We start from the raw sequence: 24,833 nt of genomic DNA, 5'->3' as shown, positions 1-24,833 counted from the left end.
CTTAAATCCAGAATGTGTCGCGCACGGTGGCTGTGCGCATACCGTCAGGTGTCTCCACCTCAAGTTTCGTGCCCGCATCCCAATGGGTCATGCGGATCATGCCGATCGAAACGTTGGTCTCAAAGTCCGGTGACCAGGCGGCGGACGTCACCTGCCCCGCCCGCTTGCCATTTGCAAAGACCGGCCAGGGCCGGTCGCAGCCCGGCACCGCATCGCCGTCGATCGCAATCGGGCGGATCTGCTGCACCGGGCCCTCCTTGGCCACCCGCAGCAGGGCGTCGCGGCCAATGCAGCCAATTGCCGTGTGAGTATTGCAGAACTTGCCAAGCCCGCATTCATGCGGGGTATTGTCGTCGGTCATGTCGTTGCCGTAGCTCAGCAGCCCGCCCTCGATCCGCTCGATCAGGTTGGGGCAGCCGGCCCGGACCTGCAGATCCTCGCCCGCTTCGAACAGCCGGTTCCACAGCGGCATCCCAAGGTCGCCGCCTTCAAGGTAGATCTCATAGCCGCCCTGTTTGGAATAGCCTGAGCGCGCGATCACCATGTCGCGGCCCTCGAACTGGAAGATGCCGAAGCGGAAGAAGCGGATCTTGCGCACGTCCTCGCCAAAGACGCGGTCCATCAGGTCGTCCGCGCGGGGGCCTTGAATGGCGAGCGGCGAGACGTCGGGCTCGTCCACCAGCACATCCAGCCGCCAGCCGTTGGCGATGCCCTTGACCCACAACAGCAGATCGCTGTCGGCAATCGAAATCCACCAGCGGTCGTCGCTCAGCTTGACCGCCACAGGATCGTTCAGCATGCCGCCGGTCTCGTCGACGATGGGCACGTAGAAACACTGCCCTGCCGTCATGCCGCGCAGATCGCGGGGCGTCAGCATCTGCATCAGCCGTCCGGCGTCTGGGCCGCGCAGCTCCACCTGGCGCTCGCAGGCCACGTCCCAGACTTGCACATGCTGTTTCAGGTGGCGGTAGTCGGCTTCCACGCTGTCAAAAACAGTGGGCAGCAGCATCCGGTTGTAGACCGTATAGGCCTTGACGCCGGCGGCTTCGACGCCATCGGAGAACGGGGTGCGCCGAAGGCGGCGCGACGGGGAAATCAGGGCCATGGCGTATCCTCCCAGAACCATGCGCAGGATGCCCGGCGGCCGCGCAGGCGCCGCCGCCGGAAAAGCCGTTTACTTCGGGCCGTGCCAGTCGATCTGGCAGATCTCGGCAGAGCGGCCGTCGAAATCCCAGACCCTGCCAAAGGCGCGCACGCGGCCCTTGGTTGCGGTGGCGACGGTGATGTCGGGACCCATCCAGTATTCGGTGTTGGTGACGACGATCTCCTTGCCGTCCTTGCCCTCGACCGGGACCACCGCGCCCTGGATCTTCTTGCCGACCATCAGGCGGCGCTCCTTGCCTTCGGTCTCGAACGTGACCGGTGCGCGTTCAGCGCCCAGGAACTCGCCTACCAGCATGGAGAACAGCCCGGTGGTGCCGCGCGCCGCGCCGGAGAAGATCGCGACCAGCGCATCATAGGCGTCATCCGAGGCGCGGTCGTCGATATAGGCCGCCGCTTTCCAGTTGCCGCGGCCCATGTTGCCGGGGATCTCCAGGAACAGGCCGACGTTCAGGCCCGACAGGTCAACCCCGCCGTAGTCGCCCGCGTCGATGCGCACCCCGGCCCAGGCCTGGCAGTGGCCCTCGGTCGGCGGGTGCTTGCCCAGCGACACCACGCAGGGGCAGAACACGGTGCAGTTGCAGTTGAGGATCAGTTCCCCTTTGATTGTCCAGGGCACGGTGCCCGTTGCGGCGTCCAAGGCCATATCTTAGTCTCCCTCTCAGATAATCCCTGCCGCCAGCGCCAGCGCCGCTCCCACCAGCCCCGCACCCAGCGGTTTGGTGATGTAGCGGCCCAGCTCCGGCAGCTTTTCCAAAATCATGATCACGGTCGCCAGCCCCATGAAAGCGATGTTCATGGTGCCGCCCGCAAAGGCCAGCAGCATCAGCGCCCAGCAGCAGCCCAGGCACACCAGCCCCAGCCGCAGCCCGTTGCGCAGCGGACCCTCGTCCCAGTGCTGCATAAAGAACACCAGCGGGCGGCGGCATTTGCTGAGGCAGGCTTCCTTCACCGGCGAGAACTGATAGCCGCCCGCGACCAGCAGCAGACCCGCCGACAGGTAGCGCGAGTTGCTGTCGCCGAAAGCGGTGAGCAGCTCTGCCTGGAACAGCCCCAGCTGCAGCACGGCGGCCAGCGCCGAAAAGCCCAGCCACACTGCCAGATAGCCGCCCACCAGCCAGGTGAAGCTTGTGTCCGGCGCGGTGTGGGACAGATCCTCGTAAGTGGCAAAGGCAGGCAGCGCGGTCGGCGCCATCATCGCCGCCGACATCAGCGCCCACATCATCAGCATCTTGCCAAAGCCCGCCGCATCCGGCGTCAGCGTGCAGAAGTCGCGCCAGAAATCAGGCCCGTATATGGCCCCCGCCGCGCGCAGCTCAGCCGGCACGGACATCGCATAGAGCAGCCCCCACGCCCCCAGGATCAGCCCGAACAGGCCCAGCCAATGCCAGCCTCCCATGGTTCTGATCCGTTGTGCCAGAATGGCTTTCATGGCGCGCTCCGGGTATGAGGGTTAGCGACTCACGTCTTGAGTTTTAAATGTCAGACTTTTAAATGTCAGACAAATGATTTCTTGCCGGGCCAACTCCGGCGTAACGCAGCGTCAGGACCCTGAGCATGAAGATTGACCCCAACAGCTCCGCCGATCTTTCGGTTCAGATAGCCCAGGCGATCAAGGATGCCATCATTTCCGGCGAGCTGATTGTCGATGAGCGGCTGCCCTCCGAGGCGGAGCTGTCGGATCATTTCCAGGTGTCCCGCCCGACCGTGCGCGAAGCGCTGAAGCGACTGGCGGCGCAATCGCTGATCCGCACCCAGCGCGGCGCTTCCGGCGGGGCCTTTGTGAACCGGCTGAGCTTTGAGGACGCTTATTCGCAGCAGATCACCACTTCTACGCTGCTGCTGAGCATGAACGCGGTGAGTTTCGATACCGCCTGCGAAGCGCGATATGCGCTGGAACGCGCCTGTGCGCCGCTGTCGTCCGAGCGCCGCAGCGCGGATCACCTGGCCACCATGCGGGCGGAGATCTTCCGCCAGGGGCAGCCGGGCCTGACCGATGAGGCCTTCTGCGCCTCCGACGTGGCGTTTCACCGGGCGCTGGTGGATGGCGCGGGCAATCCGGTGCTGTCCTACCAGCTGGCCGGCGCGGTGGAGGCGATGCAGCCGCTGATGAACATGATCACCTTCACCGCCCGCGACCGCGAGGTGATCACCGGCCTGCACTCCAGTATCGCCGACGCCATCGAGGCTGGCGACGGCAGTGCAGCCGTTTCCGGCCTGCAGGACCTGGAAAGCGAGACCCGCAAACTGGCCTCCGACGTCTTTGCCGCCCGGGCCCAGAAGTAGCCGCTCAACACTTTGCTAACCAAGAGCCGGGACGTTGGGAACATGGTCAAACCCGGCTCCGCCCTCTCCCCGATATCTGGCTGCGCGATATCTTCGCCTGCAAGGCGGTGCAAAACGGCCAGGTCCTGCGCCGCAAGATCCGCGATATTTAGCGTTACGCCGGGATGGAGGCCTTCTTGGCCGAGGTCCGGCCCGTGGATTTCAGGCGGTTCAGAACCGCGGGCAGGTGGTCGTGTTCTGCAACTCCGCCCCGATCCGCAGACTGGTGTGACGGCGCCGTTTTTCGCACCGGAAAACTAGCCGGAATCCTCGCAGGATTCCGGTTGACCCCTTTGCAACCGCAACGAAGCACACTATATAGCTGCTGTTCCCTTGTGGAACTATGGACATAAACGCGCTCGTAATAAGCGGATCGGACCCGGGGGCGGTACCCGGCGGCTCCACCAAAATCCTTCGTTTGGGGATCATGGGGCCGAAACAGGATCGACGGACGTCTAAAGGGGTATGCTTTGTCTCGGCGGGGTGCCACCGTACCGGCCCGAACAGTACAATTGCAAACGACAATCGTGCTCCGGTTGCTCTGGCTGCGTAAGCAGTTCGAGGAATCGAAATCTAAGTCCTTGCGCCTAGCCGCGTAAGGCGGGGTTCGCAGGTACCTGGCAACAGAAACCTGCACTTTCACCACCCATGGAAACCAGCTCCGCTGCCTGCAGGGAATGCTTAAAACCTTAAGTTAAAGCTGCAATGCCAGCCGCCAGCGGCTAGGATGCCGGGTCTGTACCGGAACTGCGCCCTTAGAAAGCTGTGTATGCCTTTACCCGCCCGATGCTGAAAAACTAACGTCCTGCGTTTCCAGCCCGGCAGTGCCGGAGCGGGAAGAGCCCTTTGCTTTGAGGCCTGCCGCCAGGATCACCGCGGCCGACTGACAGCCCCCTCTGATGCCTGCCTGAGCGGCATGGCTTTAGGTAACGAAATAATGACTCAGACACTCACCAATTCCGCAACTGAACCCTTCTCCACGCGCCGGGCTGCCGCATCCGGCGTCCGCACTGCCATGGCGGCGCCATTCGATCCGGCGAGCATGGCAGACATGCCCTTGGCCCGGCTGCTGCACTACTGGTTCGAAGAGGTCTGGAGCAGAGGCAATCTGGGTGCCGTCTCCGAAATCATGCATCGCAATACGCTGATTTCGGGGTCAGTTTCCGCGCTGGCGGAACCGGAAAGCGATTATAGCGAAGTGGTTGCTGCGCTGCGCAACCTTGTGGGCCCGATCAAAGTGACCTTCACTCATGTGATGGAGACGGACGAATGGGTGTCAGTGCGGCTGGTGGTCGCGACCAGCAATCCCCGCGATGGCGAACCTTTTGAGATCACCGGCCAGGTCATGGCGCGCGTGGAAGACGGCAGAATTGCCGAATTGCACTCCAACATGGATTATTTCCGGATGTTTGAAATGCTGGGCCAGCTGCCGCCAGAGGCCTTGGCAATCTGCCTGACGGGAGAACGGCTCCGCTAACGGTCGCATTTCGGCGGCGTCATAGAGAGTTCTGATCATTGCCCCCTGCCGGAGCGGCCGCGCCCAAGCCTTGCGGTGCTTGACAGGCTGGCCAGGTGTGTGAGAGGCGCCGGTACCAAGTGGCACGGCTTGCCGCTCCGCATGGCGGAGGAGCTGTCGCGCCGGTCAATGAAGGACCATCAGCAGCTTGAGGCAGGCATGACCCATTGTGACGCGCTGTACCGCTGGGCCCTTGGCAGCCAGTGCGTTGGCCGCGACTGGCCATCGGACCGCAAGGCATGAACCCTCCCGCCTGGACGGAGATGTTCCGTGTCTTCGGGCGCATCGGGGTGCTGAGCTTCGGCGGCCCGGCGGCGCAGATTGCGGTTATGCACAAGGAACTGGTCGAGGACCGCCCCTGGCTGAGCGAGGAGAGCTTCCTGCGGGGGCTGTCCTTTTGCATGCTGCTGCCGGGGCCGGAAGCGATGCAGCTGGCCACCTACACCGGCTGGAAGATGCGCGGCACCGCCGGCGGGCTGCTGGCGGGGCTGTTGTTTGTCCTGCCCGGTGCTGCGGTGATTGCCCTTCTGGCCTGGCTCTATGTGCAATACGGCACCCTGCCCGCGGTGCAATCGGCCTTTCTGGGCATCAAGGCCGCCGTCGTCGTCATCATCCTGCAGGCGCTGCGGCGGCTGGCAGGCAAGGCGCTGCGCAACAGGGCGGACTGGATGCTGGCCGGGTTTGGTTTTGCCGCGCTGTTCCTGCTGAACCTGCCGTTTCCGCTGGTGGTGCTGGCGGCCGCCCTTACCGGATACTTGCGCAAGGCAGCAGATCCGGATCTCCCAGTCGCCGCCGCGCCCTTCCAGGCTGCCAGCACATTGCGGACCATCGCCGTCTGGGGCAGCCTGTGGCTGCTGCCGCTGATCGCGCTCGGCCTGTCCGGCGCGGGCTTTCTGGCCGACGTGGGCTGGTTCTTCTCCAAGCTTGCCGTGGTGACCTTCGGCGGTGCCTACGCGGTGCTGGCCTACATCAGCCAGACGGTAGTGAGCCAGTTCGGCTGGATCACCGCCGGGCAAATGATCGACGCGCTGGGACTGGCCGAGACCACCCCCGGCCCCCTGATCCTGGTCACCCAGTTTGTCGCCATGCTGTCGGGGCTGCTGCAGGATGGATTGGGCCTGTTTCTGGCGGCGGGCGCGGTGGCGCTGTGGGCAACCTTCATGCCCTGCTTTCTGTGGATATTTGCTGCTGCGCCTTATGTGGAACGCATCGCCGCGCATCCGCGGCTTGGCATGGCACTGAAGGCAGTAACCGCCACGGTCGCGGGAGTCATCCTGAACCTGTCGGTCTGGTTCCTGATGCATGTGGCCTTTGCCAATACCCAGGTTTTTGACGCAGGCATCCTGCATGTCCCCGTACCAGTCTGGAGCAGCATGAACGCCACCGCCGTCCTGCTGGTTCTGCTGGCGCCGCTGGCGGCCTGGATGGTGCGCGGCAATATGCTGCTGTTACTGGCCGCCATGGCCTGCGCCGGGCTGGCCATGACAGGAATCCCGTTTGCGATCAGTTGACTGCGGCTGTTTCCTGAGAGCGGTTCCGTGCCAAAAATATTTCTGCCGGACAAAAGGGCGGTCTTTTGTTTCCGCCAGAATCTCTTATGCTTAAGGGCAAATGAACAAAGGGTGACTGCATGTCCCGTGAAATCGACTATGGCAACCTGATGCACTCAGCCATGCGCGGCCTGATCCGGACCGTGCTGCAGGATATCGCTGAGAACGGCTTGCCCGGTAACCACCACTTTTTCATCACATTCGACACGGCCCACCCGGATGTGGAACTGGCCGATTGGCTGTCCGACCGCTACCCGGGCGAGATGACCGTGGTCATGCAGCACTGGTTCGACAATCTGACAGTGGATGATGAAGGTTTTGCCGTCACACTGAATTTCGGCGACTCGCCGGAACCGCTTTATATCCCCTATGACGCCATCCGCACCTTTGTCGACCCGTCGGTGGAGTTCGGACTGCGCTTCGAAAGCGCCGATGAAGAGCCGGAAGGCTATGCAGCGGCGCCGGATGCAGAAGAGGAGCAGGACACCGTGCAAGTCCCGGCCGAGGAAAAGAAGAACGCCGACATCGTTTCGCTGGACAGCTTCCGCAAATAGCACACGCAGACATCCCGGTTCCCGAAAAGCGGCTGCGAAGGCCGCCTTTTTCTGTTTGTATCACTGCCGCGACAGGAACGTGCTGAGCTGCCGCCGCGGCTCACCGTTCAGGCGTGAGGTATAGTCCAGATCCAGACCGCCTTCGGCCAGTGTCCGGTCGTATTGCTGCATCTCATAATCGCCGTTGGGATGGATATACAGCGAGAACACCGTCAGTGTGTCATCAGTGATGCGGCCCCAGACAAACGGCTCCCCTTTCATCGGGTCGAGCGGCACCGAATGGCCGAACACATTGCGGGTCATCGCTGCGGAAAACACGCCGTCGCGGGCGCTGGGCAGGAACTCGATCTCATAGGTTTTCGATTTCCGGCGCCCGTCGTCCTTTTCCGTCGTTGACGTCCACTTGATGGTGAATCCCTTCTTCAATTCGCGGATCACCACGCTCATATCCCGGGGATCGGTGTCACCGTCCTCCTTCACGATCTCGACGCTGCCGGCGTATTCGCCCGCAAAACGGGAAATATCCGCGCGCGCCCAATGCGGCAGCAGCAAGAGGACCGCCGCCGCAAGCACGGCGGCAAAGCTCAACGTGAAAGTGAAGTTTCGCATAAGCGTCGGCACGTTGCATTTCCTTCCGGATGTCCCAGCCTGCCCCTGCACTGTAACCATAGCATGGTTTCAGGCAATGGCATGTCCTGGAATGCGCCAATTCGGCACTATACCTGTCCGCGTGATTGGCTATGCTGCGCGCAACTGGCCAATTGCACTGCAGCAACCCGCAGGCTAAACGGCATGCAATCGCATACGCAACGGAGAGAAGACGGATGTCCGAAACCCGCACCGAAACCGACAGCTTTGGCCCGCTTGAGGTCCCCGCAGACAAGTACTGGGGCGCCCAGACCCAGCGGTCGATCATGAACTTCCCGATCGGCTGGGAAAAGCAGCCGGTCGCCATCGTGCGCGCGCTGGGGGTGATTAAGCAGGCCTGCGCCATGGCCAACAAGGAGTCGGGCAAGCTGGACGCGAAAATCGCCGATGCCGTCATCCAGGCCGCCAGCGAAGTTGTGGCTGGCAAGTTCGACGACAACTTCCCGCTGGTGGTGTGGCAGACCGGATCGGGCACCCAGTCCAACATGAATTCGAACGAAGTGATCGCAAACCGCGCCATCGAGATTCTGGGCGGCACCATCGGTTCCAAGGATCCGGTGCACCCGAACGATCACTGCAACATGGGCCAGTCCTCCAACGACACCTTTCCGACCGCAATGCATATCGCCACTGCGATGATGGTGCGCGACGTGCTGGTGCCGGGCCTGACCAAGCTGGCCGAAGGGCTGGAAAAGAAGTCCGAAGAGTTCAAGGACATCATCAAGATCGGCCGCACCCACACCCAGGACGCGACGCCGCTGACCCTGGGCCAGGAATTCGGCGGTTACGCGCATCAGATCCGCCAGGGCCTGGCGCGGGTCGAGGCGGCCATGCCCGGTATCTACGAACTGGCGCAGGGCGGCACCGCCGTGGGCACCGGCCTGAACACCCAGAAGGGCTGGGGCGAGAAGGTTGCTGCCAATATGGCAGAGATTACCGGCCTGCCCTTTGTCACCGCCCCGAACAAGTTCGAGGCGCTGGCGGCCCATGACGCCATGGTATTCCTGTCCGGCGCGCTCGCGACCATTGCGGGCAGCTGCTACAAGATCGCCAACGACATCCGCTTCCTGGGCTCCGGCCCGCGCTCCGGCCTCGGCGAGCTGATCCTGCCGGAGAACGAGCCGGGCTCCTCGATCATGCCGGGCAAGGTGAACCCGACCCAGGCAGAGGCGCTGACCCAGGTGGCAGCCCATGTGATGGGCAATGACGCGGCGATCAAGTTCGCAGGCTCCCAGGGCCATTTTGAGCTGAACGTCTACAATCCGATGATGTCCTACAACCTGCTGCAGTCGATCCAGCTGCTGGGCGATGCGGCGGACAGCTTTACTGAGCGGATGCTGAACGGCATCAAGGCCAATGAGCCGCGCATCGAAAAGCTGATGAAAGAGTCGCTGATGCTGGTCACGGCACTGGCACCGACCATCGGCTACGACAACGCGACCACCGTGGCCAAAACCGCGCATAAGAACGGCACCACGCTGAAGGAAGAAGCTGTCAAGCTGGGCTTCGTGGATGAAGCCACCTTTGACGCCGTGGTGCGGCCTGAGCAGATGATCGGGCCGAAGGACTGATGGGAAAACCGGTCAATCTGAACCGGTTCAGAAAAGAAAAAGCACGGGCCGAGAAAAAGGCCCGTGCTGACCGGAACGCCGTGACCTTTGGGCGCACCAAGGCAGAAAAAGATCTGGACAATGCGCGCAACGCTCATGAGATCAAGCGTCTGGACGAGCACAAGCGCGACGAATGAGCTCCCGCCCCAAGAAGCATTCCCTGACCCTGCGCGGGCACCGGACCTCGGTGTCGCTGGAGGATGACTTCTGGGATGCCTTCCGCGAGATTGCAGCCGCCGAAGACCGGGCAATTAACGACTTGGCAGCCGAAATCGATGAAACCCGCGGCGAGGACTGCGGGCTGGCATCTGCCATCCGGCTGTTTGTGCTGCGGCGGTTAAGGGCGGGTTAACCACGCTCCCGGACACTTACCGCATGGCGCATGTGTTCCGTACAATTTCCCCTGAGTTGTGGATGCAGCAGATTTTCGTTGTGAAGTCTGCCCGCCAAGGCGGTGTCGTGCGGCGAAAACTGCGCGATGCCGAACGCAATGTTGGCCTGCCCCGGCTGCAAGCCGAAGTGAAACGCCGCGGCTATCATGCGGTGTTGAACGGCGATCAGGTCGTCATCTTCTGCAACAATGAACCCGTTCACTTGTTGAGCTGACGCCAAAGTTTTCTGAAAACTTTGGCCAAAACTTTTCAAAATAGTTTTGGCTGCCGCGGCGACAGTTGCAGCCATATTCCATTCTTCGACCGCACCGTCAAATGCGCCACAGGCACCGGCGCCTTGCCCGCCGCCGGTTCGATACGGAACCGGCGCAGGATCATCGACAGGACCAGCGGCCCCTCCACCATCGCAAACCCCGCCCCCGTGCACACGCGGGCACCGGCTGAGAACGGGATGTAGGCGTCCCGCTGGCATTGCTTGCCGTTCTCTGTCCCCCAGCGCGCGGGATCAAAGCCGTCCGGGTTCTCCCACAACCGCTCATGCCGGTGCAGGTGCCAAGGGCTGAGCACCATCTGCGCACCTTTAGGCACTGCACGGTTGCGGAAGCGTTCGGGGCATACGGCCTCCCGCACCATCATGGGCACCGGCGGATACAGCCGCAGGGTCTCGCGGAACACATCGCGGCTGATCTTAAGCCGTGAGACCGCAGCGAAGCTCTCATCCTCCAGCGCGGCCGCCTCTGCGGCCACTTTCTCCTGCCAGTCCGGGTAGAGCGCCATCAAATAGAGCGCCCAGGCCAAAGCGGAGGCGCTGGTTTCATGTCCTGCCAGGAAGAATATCGCGACCTGGTCCACCATCTCGGCGGTGTCGAAGGTGCTGCCGGTTTCCGGGTCCCGGGTGGTCATGATCTTGGTCGCCAGGTCATCGGGCGCCCTGCCCGCCTTAATCGCAGCCATCCGTTCGGTGGTCAGTTGCGCGATCAGCGCCCGGATCGTCTTTGCATTCTGCCGGGTCCCGGCGCGGAAAAGCCGCGGCATCCAGCGCGGCAGCCGCACGAAGGCGGCCAGGTTCAGCAATGGCTGGCTGCGCTGATAGTCGCGGAACCGGGTGAAGACTTCGCCGGCCACCTCATGATCGATCGGGATGGAAAACAGCGTGCGGAAGATGACGTCAGCCGCCGCGTGCGAGGTTTCCTCCTCGATCTCCACTGGCCCCGTCCGCCCTTCCAGCCGCTTGACCGCCGCCTCTGCCGCGGCGCGCATCGCCGGGTAGGTATCCTTCAGCCGTCCGCCCTCGAACGCCGGATCAATGATCCGCCGCTGCCGCTTCCAGGCCTCGCCATTGGTCAGAAACACGGAATTGCCCAGCAAGGGCTTCAGCCCTTCGGCAATGCGGTCCGACTTGGGGAAATCCTCAGGCCGCTCTTTCAGCAGCAGCTTCACCAGATCCGGCTGATTGACCAGAAAGGAGCGGAAAAACGGCGTCCGGAACTCGGCCATCCAGGCGCGGTAGAGGCGCGCGGGCTGGGCCGACAGAATGTCCTGGCGGAACAGTTTTGCATAGCGCCACAGCGACACCCGGTCGGGGCGCGCAGGCGGTTTCGGCGGCATCACTTGGGTCATCCGGCGGCAACCGACGTGAACTTCGACACCGGCACGTCAATCCGCGACTGCGAGGGTTTCCGGTTCCTGTAGCGCTCTGCCAGCGTCAGCGGCCCGGCTGTAATCCGGAAATAGTCGTAGTCGCCCGGCCGGTCAAAGGCGCAAAGATACTGGAAATGCAGCCGGAAGAAGCGCCAGCGCAGCTGCTGCCAGCGCTCCGGGCTGAGGGTCTGGGTGAAGGCGGCGGAGAACACCAGCGGCCAGCGCTTGCCCTCCGGCGCGACGCCGCTGACGGCGACCGGATCACACAGCGCAAAGGCGCAGCCATCGCCCGGCGCGGTCACATCCACCCAGGCAAGCTCGGTGCGCTGGGACAGGTATTTCAAGTCGGCCCGCAGCCGCTTGGCTTGAGGCAGGAAGGAAACCATCGGCACCACCTGCCCCAGCGTGAGAAACCCAAGGGCGGGGCGGTCCTCAGGCAGCCCGTCCCGGATCAGGTCCGCCAGAACCGACACCCCCAGATGCGCACCGGAGGAGTGGCCGACGACCAGCACCTCGTCCAGGGTTTTATCGTGCAAGGCGTCTGCAATCAGAGCGCGGAATTCGCCCATCCGCACGTCCATCTCCGGCGGGATCGCACCGCGGGAGGCTGCCGAATGCGCGTAGTCGTGCATCAGGTAATAGGCGAAGAACTTGCCATCGCGTTTCTTGAACCAGCGCAGCAGCGCATAGCCGGCGCCAAGACCCAGCAGCCAGGCTGGCAGCGCGGCGGAAAGGCCGTTCAGCCCGGCAGAACCGGCAATAAGGCCAATGGCATGCGCCACGCCCCATGCCAGCAGCAGCGCCAGCAGCGCCTGCAGAAGCAGCATCCCAACCGGATAGAGCGCGGCAATTACTGGCCCTTTGCGAAGCCGCATCAGCCGCCTGAGCGCGCCGGTGGAGATGTAGATCCAGGCTGTCCGCAGCAGCTGCCAGTAGGTGCCCGGGATCGTGGCCTCCATGCTGCCGCGCACGATGTCGGACCAGACCAGCACTTCGATGTCCGCCTCGGTCCGCTGCCCGTCCATCACCGCTGCAACATGCCAGCCGTATAGTCCCTTGGTCTGCTTCGGTGAGAGCGTCAGGCTGTAGCCGGAAATCCCGGCCTGCGCGGCGCCTTCCGTGCGGTAGAGCTCGCGGTAGCGGCGCGGGTGAATCGGATCATAGCCGGGAATATAGAACACCCGGCGTTTGCGCACCTGCTGGGGGTTGGAACCCATGTGATCCACGCTGTTGATCCGCGCTGTCCTGCTCTGACGTTTCAAGCGCAGACTAACAGCGCTTTCCGGCAAGAGTAAGGCCGGGAGAGACAAAGAAAAACGGGGACCCTGAGGCCCCCTTGGAAACGCGCGGATCAGCCCAGTGTTGCCAGCGCCGGGAAGGTCTCCAGCAGCCACCAGGAGAAGGTGGTGAACAGGCCGGTGACCAGCATGATGCCGACAAAAAGCAACAGGCCGCCCATCACCTTTTCGATAAGGCCCATGTGGCGCTTCATCTTGTTCATCAGCGTCATTGAGCGATTGAGGAACATCGCGGCCAGCAGGAAGGGCACGCCCAGACCCGCGGCATAAACGCCCAGCAGGATGGTGCCGCGGCTGACTGAAGCTTCGGATGCCGCCAGCGACAGGATGGCGCCCAGCTGCGGCCCGATGCAGGGGGTCCAGCCAAAGGCAAAGGCCAGCCCCAGCACATAGGCCCCCAACGCGGAACCGCCGGATTCGCCGGCCTCCATCCGCGCCTCGCGGTCCAGCAGCGGAATGCGGAAAACCGACAGGAAGTGCAGACCGAAGATGATCACCACAACACCTGAAACCTGAGCGAAAAGCTCCTGATTTTGCAGCACAAAGGCGCCAAACGCCGAGGCCGTGAAGCCCAGCAGCAGGAACACCGTGGACAACCCCAGCACAAAAAACAGCGCCGCAATGATGGCCTTGCGCCGCGCGGCGACCGTGCCCTGCATCTCGCCGATGGTGACCCCGCTCATATACGCCAGATACGGCGGCACAATCGGCAGCACGCAGGGCGACAGGAAACTGATAACGCCGCCCAGCAGCGCCACCAGCATGGCAGGGAGCAGCCCTGCGTCGATGATCTCGATTCCAAACATGGTCCAACACTTATGCCAGCGGGCGGCCAACGTCACGGGGACGGCTGGTCACATCCTTGTGGACAGCATGAAACATCCCCCTTATCTGAACACCATGAGCGAGATCAAAGAGACCCTTGATGCAATCGGGCTGCTGTGCCCCCTGCCCGTCCTGAAGGCGCGCAAGCGGCTGAAATCGCTGCAGCCTGGCCACGTGCTGCAGCTGCTGGCGGATGACCCGGCGGCGGTGATCGACGTGCCGCATTTCTGCAATGAGGCAGGGCATGAGTTCCTGGGCCACAGCGAAGGCGCGGGCCATCAGATCTACCTGATCCGCAAAGGCGGCTAATCCGGAAATCTCTGCAGCGCCTGCAACTGGCGGCGCCGGAATTCTGCGAAAACTCCGGCTCGGAGAACACGCGTTTTCCGGGCCGTTTCCTGCGCCGGGAAACGGTGTTTCGCGCGCGGCCTGCAGTTCCTTAACTGACAGCAGCTTTAAATGAAAAAGGCAGGCTTGGAAGCCTGCCTTTTCCTTAAGTCATGTGTCTGGCTCAACCGCCCATCGACCACCAGCCGCGGCGTTTCGGTTTAGGCGGGGCTGCGGGTTCCGGCTCTGACCCGGCGCCGGCCATGGCAGGCTCCGGCTGCTTTTCCTCTTCCGCGGCAACGGGTTCCAGCTGTGCTGCCTCTTTCACAGCGGGCTGCTCCCCGGCGGCTTCTGCAGCGGTTTCTTCAGCAGGCTGCTCTTCGACCGCTTCCACAGCCTCCTCAGACGGCGCGGCGTCTGCAGCAGCGGCCAGTTCTTCTGCCGGAGCGGCCTGATCAGATGCCTCAGCAGGTTCTGCGTCCCCGGCGGCGGTGTCCCCCGCGCTGTCCGCAACCGCAGCAGCTGCGTGTTCTGCCGTCTCCTCAGCCGGAACGTCCGCAGCTGTTTCTGCGGCAGGCGCTTCGGCAACTTCAGCCGCAGCCGGAGCATCCTCTTGAGCGGCATCGGAGCTCTCAACAGCGGCACCGGCCTCTGCATTGTCCGCTTCGGCACTGTCCGCCTCGGCCTGTTTGGCCTTCGGCTTGCGCGAACGGGACCGGGTACGGGTGCGGGACGGTTTCTTCTCCTTCACCTCTTCCGCGGCAGGCTCCTCCGCCTCAGAGGCAGCTTCCTGCGCTTCGTCGGCCTCTTCCTTGGGCTGGTCCTGATCTTCGGACGTCTCCTCTCCGTTCTCGCCCGCCTGGGACTGATCGCCGTTGCCGGACTTCCGGCGGCGGCGGCGGCGGCGCTTGCGCTTGGGCTTGTCGTCCTGCGGTGCCGTGTCTTCGGCGGTCTCAGGCGCCTCAGCGGCGGCAGGTGCCTCGTCCTCGTCTTGCGTGGCTTCCTCCGCGTCCACCTGATCCATGATCGAGGTATCAACCGACACAACCGGAGCAGTGGCCGCAGGCACAGTGCGGGACGCGGTCTTGAACTTCTCCAGCACAAAGTCCGGGCTGACCAGATGCGCGTCGCCTTCGATGCGCACGGACAGGCCGTAACGCGCCTCGATCTGGGCGATATGCTCGCGTTTCTGGTTCATCAGGAAGTTGGCAATGGACACCGGGCAGCGCACCAGCACCTCGCGGGAGCGGCGGCGGGTGCCCTCTTCCTCAATCTGGCGCAGGATCGACAGCGCCATCGAATCGTCGGAACGGATCAGGCCGGTGCCATGGCAATGAGGACACGGCGCGGTGGTCGCCTCGATCATGCCGGGGCGCAGCCGCTGGCGCGACATTTCCATCAGGCCGAAGCCCGAGATCCGGCCCACCTGAATACGGGCGCGGTCTGTCTTCAGCTTGTCCTTCATGCGCTTTTCGACGGCGGCGTTGTTCTTGCGCTCGTCCATGTCGATGAAGTCAATCACGATCAGGCCCGCAAGGTCGCGCAGACGCAGCTGGCGCGCCACTTCTTCGGCAGCCTCCAGGTTGGTCTTGAGCGCGGTTTCCTCGATCGAGGCTTCCTTGGTCGCACGGCCGGAGTTCACGTCGATCGCCACCAGCGCTTCGGTCACGCCGATCACGATATAGCCGCCGGACTTCAGCTGCACCACCGGGTTGAACATGCCGCCCAGGTAGCTTTCGACCTGGTAGCGGGCGAACAGCGGCAGCGCGTCCTGGTAATGCTTCACGTTCTTGGCGTGGGACGGCATGATCATCTTCATGAAGTCCTTGGCGATGCGGTAGCCGCGGTCGCCTTCCACCAGAACCTCGTCGATCTCGCGGTTGTACAGGTCGCGGATCGAGCGTTTGATCAGGTCGCCCTCTTCGTAGATCTTGGCCGGCGCGATGGATTTCAGCGTCAGCTCGCGGATCTGTTCCCACAGGCGCTGCAGGTATTCGTAATCGCGCTTGATCTCCGCCTTGGTGCGTTTGGCCCCGGCGGTGCGCACGATCAGGCCCGCGCCGGTCGGCACGTCCAGTTCGGAGGCAATGTCCTTGAGCTTCTTGCGGTCGGCAGCATTGGTGATCTTGCGGGAGATGCCGCCGCCTCGGGCGGTGTTCGGCATCAGCACGCAATAACGGCCGGCCAGCGACAGGTAGGTGGTCAGTGCCGCGCCCTTGTTGCCGCGCTCTTCCTTGACGACCTGCACCAGCAGCACCTGGCGCACCTTGATCACTTCCTGGATCTTGTAGCGGCGCGGGCGCGGCTTGCGCGGCGGGCGGATGTCCTCGCTGTCGTCCTCGTCAGCGACGGACTCGATGTTCTCGTCCTTGGATGTGGCGTCGGCCCGGCGGGGTTCGCCGTTTTCCTCGCCTTCCTCACCGGCAGCGTCATCGCTGGCGGTTTCAGCCTTGGCTTCCTCTGCGCCCGTTCCGGCTTCAGCTTCAGCAGGCGCGTCACCGGCCTCTTCTGCAGGTTCTTCCGCGGCGGCCTCTTCAGCAGGAGCGGACTCTTCAACCGACTCGGCCGCAGTCTCTTCGCCTGCCTCGGCAGGAGCTTCCGCTGCCGCCGCCTCAGCCGGGGCTTCGCCTTCGTCTTCCGGCTCTTCCACCGGAGTTTCCGCGACACGTTCCACCGGCGAGGAGCCTTCGGGCACCTCGGCCAGTTCCGCAGGCACGTCCGCGGCTTCGGCGCTGTCGCTCAGGTCGATGGTTTCCATCCCGGCGATTTCACCGGTTTTTTCCTCCGAGGCGTCAACCTCCTTGGTCTCCACCGCGTCACCGGAAGCAGCCTTGGCCGCTTTGGCGGCAGACCGGGACTTGCGGGCGCGCTTCGGCTTGGACGGTTTTTCGTCCTCTTCCTCGTCGCGGGCGCGCATCGCCTCGGCATAGGCGCGTTCTTCCTCCATCAGGGCCTCACGGTCCGCGACGGGGATCTGGTAATAATCCGGGTGGATTTCCGAGAACGCAAGGAAGCCGTGGCGGTTGCCGCCATAGTCGACAAACGCCGCCTGAAGCGACGGTTCGACCCGGGTTACCTTTGCGAGATAGATATTGCCAGCAAGCTGGCGTTTGTTTTCGGATTCAAAGTCGAACTCCTCAACCTTGTTTCCATCGACCACCACAACGCGGGTTTCTTCCGCGTGGGTGGCGTCAATAAGCATCTTCTTTGCCATGTGTCCTTGGTGCACCTGCCCTGTGCGCCCGCAAGCTGTCTGCTTCCAGGCGGCCGCGCGCGTTTCGGGTGGTGTCTTGTCAGGGCGATCTGGGACGGCGCGGTGCAGCAGGTGGTCCCGGGGACTGTGCCCGGCCTTCCTGCCTCAGTGCTCTTCGCTCTCACGCGCGTCATCGCGGTTCTTCTCCGGCAGGCGGGCCGTAGCCTTCCCTGCCCTATAATCCCTGCGCCGGCTTGAATTCCGGCTCGGGCGCTAAACTGCCCCCTCAGTCAAGGGGGCCAATCGGTCTGGCTGCAGCTTTCTCGGGTCGTGCCGGACAAAAGCCGAAGCCAGCGAAACTCATCAGAACGGGGGAAGGCAATTGCCGGTTTCCAGCCCGTTGGGACAGCATAAGGCCTGTGGATAGGTAATGACAATGGGCATTCGTCACGGCAGGACCTGAAAATGAAATCCGCCTGCTGTTACCCGGAAATTGGTTAACTTTTCGTTGAAATTCAGCGGTCTGCCGGAGGTCCGCTAGAAGTCCGGCGCCACAAACAGAGGTGTTCCGGGCCGCTTCCCGCATTGGAAAACGGCCCTGGTGAGCGGTTAGGCCAGGTAATCCGAGCGCTGCAGGCCGTATTTTGCCATTTTCTCGTTCAGCGTCCGGCGCGGCAGGCACAGTTCATCCATCACGCTGGCAATGGAGCCCTTATGGCGGCGCATGGTGTTGTCGATCAGCATGCGCTCAAAGGCTTCCACATATTCTTTCAGCGGCTTGCCTTCGGTGGTCATCACCGGCTGCATTTCCTCGTGATCGGACATCAGCAGCGAGGCGATGGTGCCGGAGCCCCGGCGCGACTGCAGCACCGCGCGTTCTGCGATGTTGATCAGCTGGCGCACGTTGCCCGGCCAGGGCGCCTGCAAGAGCTGCGCCGCTTCCTGGGCGCTGACCTGCGGCGCATCGCAGCCGTACTCCTCGGAAAACTGCTCGCTGAGGCGGGTGAACAGCGTCAGGATATCCTCGCCGCGCTGGCGCAGCGGCGGCACGGTGATGCGCAGCGCCGCCAGACGGTAGAACAGGTCCGGCCGCAGCGCGTCTTCGCAGGTCTTGCCGGCTTCCTGCAGGTTGGAGATCGCGATGATCCGGGTTTCGGCAGGCGTCCCCTGCTCATTGATCACGCTCAGGAGCTTGGCCTGCAGGGTTTCCGACAGCGCGTCAATGTCTTCCAGCACCAGGGTACCGCCGCGGGCTTCCTCGATGGCAGGCAGCATGCTGTCTTCTGGCTGCATCGGGCCGAACAGGCGTTTGGCCAGCGCCTCTTCTTCCAAAGCGGCACAGGAGACCAGCACAAATTTCTTGCCCGCACGGCTGCCGACTGCATGCAGCGCATGGGCGACCAGCGTCTTGCCGGTGCCGGTCTCGCCGTCGATCAGCACATGGCCGTCGGCCTGACCGAGGTCGAGAATATCCTCGCGCAGGCGCTCCATCACCGGGCTTTGGCCGATCAGCTTCTTCATGATCTGCGAACCGTCCGACAGCTCGCGCCGCAGCGCCCGGTTGTCGAGCGTCAGGCGGCGGGCGCCGGTGGCGCGCTTGGCCAGCTCCGACATGCGGTCCGGGTTGAAGGGCTTTTCCAGGAAGTCGAAGGCCCCGACGCGCATCGCCTCAACCGCCATCGGCACATCGCCATGGCCGGTGATCATAATCACCGGCAGCGCGCTGTCAGTGCCCATCAGCTTTTTCAGGAACTGCATGCCGTCCATGCCCGGCATTTTAATGTCGGAGATCACGATCCCCGGGTAATCCGGCCCCAGCACCTTGAGCGCTTCCTCAGCGCTGGAGAAGGTCTCTGTGTCATACCCTGACAGCGCCAGCCACTGGCTGATCGACTGCCGCATATCCTGTTCATCATCGACGATCGCGATTTTCATAGCCTGGGCCATGCGCGTTCACTCCTAATCACTCCGGGCTGCCCTATTCAGCAGCTTCGATACCGTCCACCAGGACCGGCAATTGCATCTCAAAGACCGCGCCGCCGCTCTGGCCGTTGCGGGCGGTCAGCCGTCCCCCAAGGTCGTTGACGATCCCCGAGGAGATGGCAAGACCCAAACCAACCCCATCGCCGGGCTGCTTGGTGGTGTAGAAAGGCTCGAACAGGTTGTCGAAGTCCTTGATTCCCACCCCGTTGTCGCGCACCGACAGGGTTGCCGTCTCACCGGCGGCCAGCAGGATTTCCACCTCCGGGTCCGCCACGGATTTGGTGGCGTCCAGCGCGTTGCGCAAGAGGTTGACCATAACTTGTTCCAGGCGCATCCGGTCGCCCATCACCATAACAGGTTCTTCGGGCAAAATCCGGGTGATTTTCACATGCCTCTGGCGCAGCTGCGGCTCCATCATCGACAGGCTGGAGGCCAGCGCATCGCCCAAGTTTACAGGGCTGAACGCGTCGCCGCCCTTGCGCGCGTAGGATTTGAGCTGGCGGGTGATCGCGCCCATCCGCTCGATCAGGTCGTCGATGCGGCCGAAGGAGGCCAGCGCCTCATCCGGGCGGTTGCGGTTGAGCAGCAGGCGGGCGCCGGCCAGGTAAGTTTTCATCGCCGCCAGCGGCTGGTTCAACTCATGGCTGACGGCGGCCGACATCTCGCCCAGGGCAGCCAGTTTGGAGCTTTGCGCCAGGCTCTGCTCGGCCACGGCGAGGGTCTTTTGCATCCGTTCCCGCTCGGCGATTTCCCGCTGCAGGCGCGCGTTCAATACGCGAAGCTCTGCCGACTCCCGCTGGAACAGCGCCATCCGCAGCGCGGTCTTGCGGCTCAGCGCATAGAAGGCGAGCGCCAAAAGGATCGCGAATCCCATGATTTCCAGCGCCAGCACGGCATTTACCCGCTCCCGCACCGACGAATAGGTGGTGAAGGACGCCATCCGCCAGCCCTGGAACGGCACCCTCGTTTCCAGCCGCATCACCGCCTCGCCCTGCAGATAGGCATCGGGCGGCAGCGCGGTCCAGTCGGTGGTTGCGCGGATCGCCCGCTGGATCGCGCCTTCGGGCGTCTGCAGCGTCAGCGCATCGCCTTCCTTCAGGCCGCGCCAGCGCGCTTCGGTGGCCAGGATGATGGTGCCGGTGCTGTCGGTCACAAGCACCGCGTCGGAAATCCCCGCCCAGGCGCGTTCGAATTTCTGCAGGTCCACCTCAACCACAATCGCGCCCAGAACGCCGGTCGCATCAATAATGCGGCGGGAGTAGGTAAAGCGGTAGCCGCCCACCTCGCGCGGGATGACCGAGAATACGGTCGACTTGGCCCGCACCGCATCAACAAAATAGGCTGCATTGCGGTGGTTAGAGCCCAGCCGGTTGCGGTCGGTGGCCGCCACCGTGCGCCCGTCCTGCGCCAGCAGCATGATCGAGGCCGCACCGATCTCATCGACAAAGGAGATAAGCCGCTGGGTAGACAGCGAGAAATCGCTGGACTGAAGCGCCGAGATCAAGGTCTGGTCGCGCGCCAGAAGCTGCGGCACGATGGCATGCTGGCGCAGCTCGCTGAGCAGGTTGCCGGAATAAAGCGCCAGCCGCAGCTCCGCCCGGTTGCGGGTGCTTTCGGTGAACCGGTGGGTCAGCGCCCGGTTGGTGGTCCAGACGGTGACCGCCGCGACCACCATGAACAGCACAAGCGCCAGCCGCGCCCGCCACGAAATCGTGCGCGAACCTGCCTTGGCTTTGCTTTTGGTCGTGTCAGAGCGCGGGGCGGTCATAACTCATACCTATTGCGGCCGCCCCGCATCCTCAAGTCACGCCGCGGTGACCATTCCCGCCAATGCGCGGAACACTGCCGCACCATCGGTGCCGCCATGGCCCTCATCCGCGGCCCGTTCCGGGTGCGGCATCATGCCGAGAACACGGCGGTTTTCCGAAAGGATGCCAGCAATGTCCGCGACCGAGCCGTTGGGGTTATCTTCATAGGTGAAGGCCACACGGTCCTGGTCCTGCAGCGCCTTGACGGTGTCCGCGTCGGCAAAATAGTTGCCGTCATGATGCGCGATCGGCACCCCGATCACATCGCCCGCGCTGTAGCCCTGGGTAAAGACGCTATCGGAGGTGGCGACCTTCAGGTTCACAGTGCGGCAGATGTATTTCAGGCCTGCATTGCGCAGCAGCGCCCCCGGCAGCACGCCGGTCTCAGTCAGGATCTGAAAGCCGTTGCAGACGCCGATGGCGTAGCCGCCGCGGTCGGCATGTTCGATCACCGCCTTGCAGATCGGCGACTGCGCCGCAATGGCGCCGCAGCGCAGGTAGTCGCCATAGGAAAAGCCGCCCGGCACCCCAACGATATCGACGCCGCCGGGCAGCGCGCTGTCCTTGTGCCAGACCATCGACACATCGAACCCGGCCTGCTCAAACGCGACCGCCAGATCGCGGTCGCAGTTCGAACCGGGGAAGACTACTACCGCCGCCTTCATCACTGCATCTCGATGCTGTAGGATTCGATCACGGTGTTGGCCAGCAGCTTCTCGCACATCGCGGTCACATCTGCCTCGGTGGCGCCTTCGGCCAGATCCAGGTCGATCACCTTGCCCTGACGCACGCCTTCAACCTTCTCAAAGCCCAAGGCTCCCAGCGCGTGGCGCACGGCCTCGCCCTGCGGATCCAGAACCCCGTTCTTCAGCATCACATGCACCCGTGCCTTCATCGCATCATCCCTCAGGTTTTCGATGGCGAAGCCCCATCCAGGCTTCTTCTTTGCAAAAATACTCAAGGACCCGCGGCGCGGTCAGGCGCAGCGGGTCCTTATGTCAGTTCACCAGCGTCGGCTTGCCCGGCGCAGGCGGGTTGTTCGGCATCACACCCAGACGGCGCGCCACTTCGCTGTAGGCGTCGGTCAGGCTGCCCAGGTCGCGCCGGAACACGTCCTTGTCCAGCTTCTGGCCGGTCTTGATGTCCCACAGGCGGCAGCTGTCCGGGCTGATTTCATCGGCGATCACCAGGCGCTGGAAGTCACCCTCGTAAATCCGGCCGATCTCGATCTTGAAGTCGACCAGACGGATGCCCACGGCCAGGAACACGCCGGACAGGAAATCGTTGACGCGCAGCGCCAGGCTCAGGATGTCGTCCATGTCCTGCTGGCTTGCCCAGCCGAAGGCGGCGATATGCTCTTCGGTGACCAGCGGGTCGCCCAGGGAGTCATCCTTGTAGCAGTATTCCACAATCGGTCGCGGCAGCTGGGTGCCCTCGTCGATCCCGAGGCGCTTGGAAATCGAGCCGGCCGCATAATTGCGCACAATCACTTCCAGCGGAATGATCTCGCAGCTGCGCACCAGCTGTTCTCGCATGTTCAGCCGCTTCAGGAAATGGGTCGGCACGCCGATCTGTGCCAGGCCCAGCATGAAGAACTCGCTCAGGATGTTGTTCAGGACCCCTTTACCCTCGATCACGTCGTGCTTTTCGGCGTTGAAGGCGGTGGCGTCATCCTTGAAATACTGCACGATGGTGCCCGGTTCCGGGCCTTCATACAGTGTCTTTGCCTTGCCTTCGTAGATTTTCTTGCGGCGCGCCATTGGGAACCTTTCGGGTCATTGCCGGGAATCCGGCCCTGCGATGTGCCGCTCTCATAGTGCAAGGGGCTCTCAGCCGCAAGCTTGCTGCACAGGGCTGCCCTGCCGCGGAAGCGGCGGCACCAGCCTCCGGAACGGACAGCGGATACGGCCAGCCGCTGCCACGCCTAGGACAAAACCGCCCAAAGGCTTTGCCAGGAACCGTTTTTTCTTGCCCTGAGGGGCAATCATACTCCTATCATATCTTAGGTGCACAAGGTTAATGAGGATCAGCCATGACAACATTCGACGAACGCGAGCAGGCCTTTGAGGCCAAGTTTGCGCATGATGAGGAAATGCAGTTCAAAGCGCGGGCGCGCCGCAACAAGCTGGTGGGCCTTTGGGCGGCGGAGCTTCTGGGCAAAACCGGCTCCTCGGCCAATGATTACGCCCAGTCCATTGTTGCCGCGGACCTGGAGGAAGCCAGCCATGAGGATGTCGTGCGCAAGCTTACCGGCGACCTGGGCAGCCGGGCCAGCGAGGAGCAGATACGGCTGAAACTGCAGGAGCTTCTGGTGCAGGCGCAGGCAGAAATGCTCAGCGAATCCAACTGAACAGCTTTGCAGCGGCGCAAGGCCCGGCCGCCGGAAACCCGGCTAGCCCTGTGTTTGGCACCCTGGCGCGGCATCAGCCGGTGGCAAGAGCGTGCTGTGCTGATCTCCTGGTTCACTTTCCGCCTGGCACCGCCGGACAGACAACTCTGGAATTTTCGGGTTAACCGAACCGGCGAGTGCATGCGCCAGCCTGCCGGGCGAGGTGCCTGTTGCGCCACACAGGAGTGTCATGCTGGTTTCAATCTCCTCTGCCGCCCGGAACGGCCGCCCTTCTGCCCCAGCCGGCCTCTGCGCTTGCAGTCATCACGGGCTGCTTCTAGCTGCTGCCGCCGCAATCGGGGCTGTCTTCCCTCGCCTAGGGTGGCGCATTAATTGCGTCCTTCCGGCCTGGAAAGGGGCAAGTGCGATGCGGGGGGTCCCGGGCCTGCCTCTGGCCGCGGAGCCGGATTTCCGAACAGCCTAGGGCGCGGACCGCAGCCCGCCACCGGTGCAGCAGGCCTCCGCGGCGCGAACTCATAATGAAGATGAAGAAAATGAAATTGCCCTTGCCCTCGGGGCGTGAGACAGGGGAAACAGACCACTTTGCCGTCCGCACCGCCGGGGCGGCCCGCTGACATGGGACAAAACTGATGACAAATACTTTCAAACAGCTGCTGGAGACCAGGGATGTGCTGCTGGCGGATGGCGCGACCGGCACCAATCTGTTTGCCATGGGGCTGCAGTCCGGCGACGCGCCGGAATTGTGGAACGTGGATGAGCCCAAGAAGATCATGGCGCTCTACCAGGGCTCCGTCGATGCGGGCAGCGATCTGTTCCTGACCAACAGCTTCGGCGGCACCGCCGCACGTCTGAAGCTGCACGACGCGCAAGGCCGCGTGCGCGAACTGAACCGCACCGCAGCCGAACTGGGCCGCGAGGTGGCCGACAAGGCAGAGCGCAAGATTGCCGTGGCCGGCTCCGTCGGCCCGACCGGGGAAATCTTCGAACCCGTCGGTGACATGTCCCATGCGCTCGCGGTTGAGATGTTCCACGAGCAGGCCGACGCCCTGAAGGAAGGCGGCGCCGACGTGCTGTGGCTGGAAACCATTTCCGCGCCGGAGGAATTCCGGGCCGCGGCTGAGGCCTTCAAACTGGCGGATATGCCCTGGTGCGGCACCATGAGCTTTGACACCGCAGGCCGCACAATGATGGGTGTGACCTCGTCAGATCTGGCGCAGCTGGTGGAGGAGTTCGACAACGCGCCGCTGGCCTTTGGCGCCAATTGCGGCACCGGCGCCTCCGACATCCTGCGCACCGTGCTGGGTTTTGCCGCCCAAGGCACCGAGCGCCCGATCATTTCCAAGGGCAACGCCGGCATTCCGAAATACGTCGACGGCCACATCCACTATGACGGCACCCCGGAACTGATGGGCGAGTATGCAGTGATGGCCCGGAACGCTGGCGCCAAGATCATCGGCGGCTGCTGCGGCACCATGCCCGACCACCTGCGCCACATGCGCGAAGCGCTCGACAGCCGTCCGCGCGGCGACCGCCCGGCGCTGGAACAGATCGTTGAGGTTCTGGGCCCCTTCACCTCCGACGGCGACGGCACCGGCGATGATGCAAACCCGGGCGGCGAGCGCCGCTCCCGCCGGCGCCGCCGCGCCTGAGAC

General features: G+C 63.4%; 25 protein-coding genes and 1 other RNA gene. 12 read left to right on the top strand and 14 right to left on the bottom strand.

Features of this window, described 5'->3' with window-relative positions; genetic code table 11:
- Nucleotide 1 precedes the first annotated feature (1 nt).
- The 3 genes from ACTRWG_RS13195 to ACTRWG_RS13185 form a co-directional block, all read right to left on the bottom strand.
- Entirely contained in the window at nucleotides 2-1,105 is a 1,104-nt protein-coding gene (locus ACTRWG_RS13195; RefSeq protein WP_027237414.1) for a dimethylsulfoniopropionate demethylase, read from the bottom strand.
- A gap of 69 nt (nucleotides 1,106-1,174) precedes the next feature.
- On the bottom strand, nucleotides 1,175-1,807 hold the full coding sequence (locus tag ACTRWG_RS13190; protein WP_027237413.1) for a DUF1326 domain-containing protein: 633 nt from the start codon (nucleotides 1,805-1,807) through the stop codon (nucleotides 1,175-1,177).
- Between the two features lie 15 nt (nucleotides 1,808-1,822).
- The gene (locus ACTRWG_RS13185) at nucleotides 1,823-2,593 is read right to left on the bottom strand and encodes a DUF2182 domain-containing protein (protein ID WP_462829414.1); all 771 of its coding nucleotides are present in this window, start codon (nucleotides 2,591-2,593) and stop codon (nucleotides 1,823-1,825) included.
- A gap of 125 nt (nucleotides 2,594-2,718) precedes the next feature.
- Between ACTRWG_RS13185 and ACTRWG_RS13180 the strand changes: the two genes are divergently transcribed.
- The 6 genes from ACTRWG_RS13180 to ACTRWG_RS13155 all read left to right on the top strand — a co-directional run bounded on the left by ACTRWG_RS13180 (nucleotide 2,719) and on the right by ACTRWG_RS13155 (nucleotide 7,106).
- Complete coding sequence (locus ACTRWG_RS13180) at nucleotides 2,719-3,447, top strand: FadR/GntR family transcriptional regulator (protein ID WP_462829413.1); 729 nt, start codon at nucleotides 2,719-2,721, stop codon at nucleotides 3,445-3,447.
- Nucleotides 3,448-3,774: 327 nt separating this feature from the next.
- Nucleotides 3,775-4,124: a transfer-messenger RNA gene (ssrA, locus tag ACTRWG_RS13175) on the top strand.
- Nucleotides 4,125-4,423: 299 nt separating this feature from the next.
- A complete protein-coding gene (locus tag ACTRWG_RS13170) occupies nucleotides 4,424-4,963 on the top strand; it encodes a nuclear transport factor 2 family protein (protein WP_259966600.1) in 540 nt (179 codons plus the stop codon).
- 141 nt (nucleotides 4,964-5,104) lie between these two features.
- Nucleotides 5,105-5,245: a hypothetical protein gene (locus ACTRWG_RS13165; RefSeq protein WP_154667819.1), complete on the top strand. Its 141-nt coding sequence runs from the start codon at nucleotides 5,105-5,107 to the stop codon at nucleotides 5,243-5,245.
- Nucleotides 5,242-6,513 (top strand): chromate efflux transporter, encoded by a 1,272-nt coding sequence (gene chrA, locus ACTRWG_RS13160; protein WP_462829411.1) that lies wholly within the window; start codon nucleotides 5,242-5,244, stop codon nucleotides 6,511-6,513. The genes ACTRWG_RS13165 and chrA overlap by 4 nt, the downstream gene beginning before the upstream one ends.
- Nucleotides 6,514-6,632: 119 nt before the next feature.
- Nucleotides 6,633-7,106, top strand: a complete 474-nt coding sequence (locus ACTRWG_RS13155; protein ID WP_259956599.1) for an SspB family protein — start codon at nucleotides 6,633-6,635, stop codon at nucleotides 7,104-7,106.
- A gap of 60 nt (nucleotides 7,107-7,166) precedes the next feature.
- Here the strand turns inward: ACTRWG_RS13155 and ACTRWG_RS13150 are convergent, their stop codons facing one another.
- The gene (locus tag ACTRWG_RS13150; protein WP_462829428.1) at nucleotides 7,167-7,715 is read right to left on the bottom strand and encodes a hypothetical protein; all 549 of its coding nucleotides are present in this window, start codon (nucleotides 7,713-7,715) and stop codon (nucleotides 7,167-7,169) included.
- Between the two features lie 215 nt (nucleotides 7,716-7,930).
- Between ACTRWG_RS13150 and fumC the strand changes: the two genes are divergently transcribed.
- From fumC to ACTRWG_RS13135, 3 genes are read left to right on the top strand one after another with little or no spacing between them, the layout of a single operon-like run.
- Nucleotides 7,931-9,325: a class II fumarate hydratase gene (gene fumC / locus ACTRWG_RS13145; protein WP_462829410.1), complete on the top strand. Its 1,395-nt coding sequence runs from the start codon at nucleotides 7,931-7,933 to the stop codon at nucleotides 9,323-9,325.
- Nucleotides 9,325-9,501, top strand: coding sequence for a DUF4169 family protein (locus ACTRWG_RS13140; protein WP_027237404.1), 177 nt, complete (start codon nucleotides 9,325-9,327; stop codon nucleotides 9,499-9,501). Before fumC ends, ACTRWG_RS13140 begins: the two co-directional genes overlap by 1 nt.
- Nucleotides 9,498-9,716, top strand: coding sequence for a ribbon-helix-helix domain-containing protein (locus tag ACTRWG_RS13135; protein WP_027237403.1), 219 nt, complete (start codon nucleotides 9,498-9,500; stop codon nucleotides 9,714-9,716). The genes ACTRWG_RS13140 and ACTRWG_RS13135 overlap by 4 nt, the downstream gene beginning before the upstream one ends.
- Here ACTRWG_RS13135 and ACTRWG_RS13130 read toward each other — a convergent pair.
- The 4 genes from ACTRWG_RS13130 to ACTRWG_RS13115 all read right to left on the bottom strand — a co-directional run bounded on the left by ACTRWG_RS13130 (nucleotide 9,713) and on the right by ACTRWG_RS13115 (nucleotide 13,501).
- Nucleotides 9,713-10,045, bottom strand: a complete 333-nt coding sequence (locus ACTRWG_RS13130) for a hypothetical protein (RefSeq protein ID WP_154667818.1) — start codon at nucleotides 10,043-10,045, stop codon at nucleotides 9,713-9,715. The two genes, ACTRWG_RS13135 and ACTRWG_RS13130, sit on opposite strands and share 4 nt — an antisense overlap.
- Nucleotides 10,006-11,376, bottom strand: coding sequence for a cytochrome P450 (locus ACTRWG_RS13125; RefSeq protein ID WP_027237401.1), 1,371 nt, complete (start codon nucleotides 11,374-11,376; stop codon nucleotides 10,006-10,008). The genes ACTRWG_RS13130 and ACTRWG_RS13125 overlap by 40 nt, the downstream gene beginning before the upstream one ends.
- Nucleotides 11,373-12,614 carry a hypothetical protein gene (locus ACTRWG_RS13120; RefSeq protein WP_027237400.1) on the bottom strand — a complete coding sequence of 414 codons (1,242 nt, stop codon included), beginning with the start codon at nucleotides 12,612-12,614 and terminating at the stop codon, nucleotides 11,373-11,375. Before ACTRWG_RS13120 ends, ACTRWG_RS13125 begins: the two co-directional genes overlap by 4 nt.
- Nucleotides 12,615-12,748: 134 nt before the next feature.
- Nucleotides 12,749-13,501, bottom strand: coding sequence for a cytochrome c biogenesis CcdA family protein (locus ACTRWG_RS13115; protein ID WP_027237399.1), 753 nt, complete (start codon nucleotides 13,499-13,501; stop codon nucleotides 12,749-12,751).
- Nucleotides 13,502-13,595: 94 nt separating this feature from the next.
- On the opposite strand from ACTRWG_RS13115, the gene ACTRWG_RS13110 reads away from it, so the two are divergent.
- Nucleotides 13,596-13,829, top strand: coding sequence for a sulfurtransferase TusA family protein (locus tag ACTRWG_RS13110; protein WP_027237398.1), 234 nt, complete (start codon nucleotides 13,596-13,598; stop codon nucleotides 13,827-13,829).
- A 202-nt stretch (nucleotides 13,830-14,031) separates the two neighbouring features.
- On the opposite strand, the gene ACTRWG_RS13105 is transcribed toward ACTRWG_RS13110, so the two are convergent.
- From ACTRWG_RS13105 to purC, 6 genes are all read right to left on the bottom strand, one after another.
- A complete protein-coding gene (locus tag ACTRWG_RS13105) occupies nucleotides 14,032-17,061 on the bottom strand; it encodes an Rne/Rng family ribonuclease (RefSeq protein WP_462829409.1) in 3,030 nt (1,009 codons plus the stop codon).
- A 588-nt stretch (nucleotides 17,062-17,649) separates the two neighbouring features.
- A complete protein-coding gene (locus tag ACTRWG_RS13100; protein ID WP_027237396.1) occupies nucleotides 17,650-18,987 on the bottom strand; it encodes a sigma-54-dependent transcriptional regulator in 1,338 nt (445 codons plus the stop codon).
- Between the two features lie 31 nt (nucleotides 18,988-19,018).
- Nucleotides 19,019-20,791: an ATP-binding protein gene (locus ACTRWG_RS13095; protein ID WP_027237395.1), complete on the bottom strand. Its 1,773-nt coding sequence runs from the start codon at nucleotides 20,789-20,791 to the stop codon at nucleotides 19,019-19,021.
- 36 nt (nucleotides 20,792-20,827) lie between these two features.
- Nucleotides 20,828-21,496 carry a phosphoribosylformylglycinamidine synthase subunit PurQ gene (gene purQ / locus ACTRWG_RS13090; protein ID WP_027237394.1) on the bottom strand — a complete coding sequence of 223 codons (669 nt, stop codon included), beginning with the start codon at nucleotides 21,494-21,496 and terminating at the stop codon, nucleotides 20,828-20,830.
- Nucleotides 21,496-21,726 (bottom strand): phosphoribosylformylglycinamidine synthase subunit PurS, encoded by a 231-nt coding sequence (gene purS, locus ACTRWG_RS13085; protein ID WP_027237393.1) that lies wholly within the window; start codon nucleotides 21,724-21,726, stop codon nucleotides 21,496-21,498. The genes purQ and purS overlap by 1 nt, the downstream gene beginning before the upstream one ends.
- 103 nt (nucleotides 21,727-21,829) lie before the next feature.
- A complete protein-coding gene (gene purC / locus ACTRWG_RS13080; protein ID WP_027237392.1) occupies nucleotides 21,830-22,591 on the bottom strand; it encodes a phosphoribosylaminoimidazolesuccinocarboxamide synthase in 762 nt (253 codons plus the stop codon).
- Between the two features lie 272 nt (nucleotides 22,592-22,863).
- On the opposite strand from purC, the gene ACTRWG_RS13075 reads away from it, so the two are divergent.
- Together ACTRWG_RS13075 and bmt are read left to right on the top strand one after the other, a co-directional pair.
- Complete coding sequence (locus ACTRWG_RS13075; protein WP_027237391.1) at nucleotides 22,864-23,181, top strand: DUF1476 domain-containing protein; 318 nt, start codon at nucleotides 22,864-22,866, stop codon at nucleotides 23,179-23,181.
- A gap of 629 nt (nucleotides 23,182-23,810) precedes the next feature.
- Entirely contained in the window at nucleotides 23,811-24,830 is a 1,020-nt protein-coding gene (gene bmt / locus ACTRWG_RS13070; RefSeq protein WP_462829407.1) for a betaine--homocysteine S-methyltransferase, read from the top strand.
- Nucleotides 24,831-24,833 lie beyond the last annotated feature (3 nt).

The organism is Leisingera sp. G5_S3_59_S7 (assembly GCF_054968485.1).
The sequence above is the reverse complement of the archived record's forward strand: the minus strand, read 5'-3'. Positions and strand labels throughout refer to the sequence as shown.

Coding starts and splice junctions, on each gene's coding strand:
- ACTRWG_RS13110 (WP_027237398.1), top strand. CDS start 13,596: ATGAGCGAGATCAAAGAGACCCTTGATGCAATCGGGCTGCTGTGCCCC.
- ACTRWG_RS13135 (WP_027237403.1), top strand. CDS start 9,498: ATGAGCTCCCGCCCCAAGAAGCATTCCCTGACCCTGCGCGGGCACCGG.
- ACTRWG_RS13170 (WP_259966600.1), top strand. CDS start 4,424: ATGACTCAGACACTCACCAATTCCGCAACTGAACCCTTCTCCACGCGC.
- ACTRWG_RS13095 (WP_027237395.1), bottom strand. CDS start 20,791: ATGACCGCCCCGCGCTCTGACACGACCAAAAGCAAAGCCAAGGCAGGT.
- ACTRWG_RS13180 (WP_462829413.1), top strand. CDS start 2,719: ATGAAGATTGACCCCAACAGCTCCGCCGATCTTTCGGTTCAGATAGCC.
- fumC (WP_462829410.1), top strand. CDS start 7,931: ATGTCCGAAACCCGCACCGAAACCGACAGCTTTGGCCCGCTTGAGGTC.
- ACTRWG_RS13140 (WP_027237404.1), top strand. CDS start 9,325: ATGGGAAAACCGGTCAATCTGAACCGGTTCAGAAAAGAAAAAGCACGG.
- ACTRWG_RS13150 (WP_462829428.1), bottom strand. CDS start 7,715: ATGCGAAACTTCACTTTCACGTTGAGCTTTGCCGCCGTGCTTGCGGCG.
- ACTRWG_RS13165 (WP_154667819.1), top strand. CDS start 5,105: ATGGCGGAGGAGCTGTCGCGCCGGTCAATGAAGGACCATCAGCAGCTT.
- ACTRWG_RS13155 (WP_259956599.1), top strand. CDS start 6,633: ATGTCCCGTGAAATCGACTATGGCAACCTGATGCACTCAGCCATGCGC.
- purS (WP_027237393.1), bottom strand. CDS start 21,726: ATGAAGGCACGGGTGCATGTGATGCTGAAGAACGGGGTTCTGGATCCG.
- ACTRWG_RS13195 (WP_027237414.1), bottom strand. CDS start 1,105: ATGGCCCTGATTTCCCCGTCGCGCCGCCTTCGGCGCACCCCGTTCTCC.
- ACTRWG_RS13115 (WP_027237399.1), bottom strand. CDS start 13,501: ATGTTTGGAATCGAGATCATCGACGCAGGGCTGCTCCCTGCCATGCTG.
- purC (WP_027237392.1), bottom strand. CDS start 22,591: ATGGCGCGCCGCAAGAAAATCTACGAAGGCAAGGCAAAGACACTGTAT.
- ACTRWG_RS13105 (WP_462829409.1), bottom strand. CDS start 17,061: ATGGCAAAGAAGATGCTTATTGACGCCACCCACGCGGAAGAAACCCGC.
- ACTRWG_RS13125 (WP_027237401.1), bottom strand. CDS start 11,376: ATGACCCAAGTGATGCCGCCGAAACCGCCTGCGCGCCCCGACCGGGTG.
- bmt (WP_462829407.1), top strand. CDS start 23,811: ATGACAAATACTTTCAAACAGCTGCTGGAGACCAGGGATGTGCTGCTG.
- chrA (WP_462829411.1), top strand. CDS start 5,242: ATGAACCCTCCCGCCTGGACGGAGATGTTCCGTGTCTTCGGGCGCATC.
- ACTRWG_RS13100 (WP_027237396.1), bottom strand. CDS start 18,987: ATGGCCCAGGCTATGAAAATCGCGATCGTCGATGATGAACAGGATATG.
- purQ (WP_027237394.1), bottom strand. CDS start 21,496: ATGAAGGCGGCGGTAGTAGTCTTCCCCGGTTCGAACTGCGACCGCGAT.
- ACTRWG_RS13185 (WP_462829414.1), bottom strand. CDS start 2,593: ATGAAAGCCATTCTGGCACAACGGATCAGAACCATGGGAGGCTGGCAT.
- ACTRWG_RS13075 (WP_027237391.1), top strand. CDS start 22,864: ATGACAACATTCGACGAACGCGAGCAGGCCTTTGAGGCCAAGTTTGCG.
- ACTRWG_RS13190 (WP_027237413.1), bottom strand. CDS start 1,807: ATGGCCTTGGACGCCGCAACGGGCACCGTGCCCTGGACAATCAAAGGG.
- ACTRWG_RS13120 (WP_027237400.1), bottom strand. CDS start 12,614: ATGGGTTCCAACCCCCAGCAGGTGCGCAAACGCCGGGTGTTCTATATT.
- ACTRWG_RS13130 (WP_154667818.1), bottom strand. CDS start 10,045: ATGGCTGCAACTGTCGCCGCGGCAGCCAAAACTATTTTGAAAAGTTTT.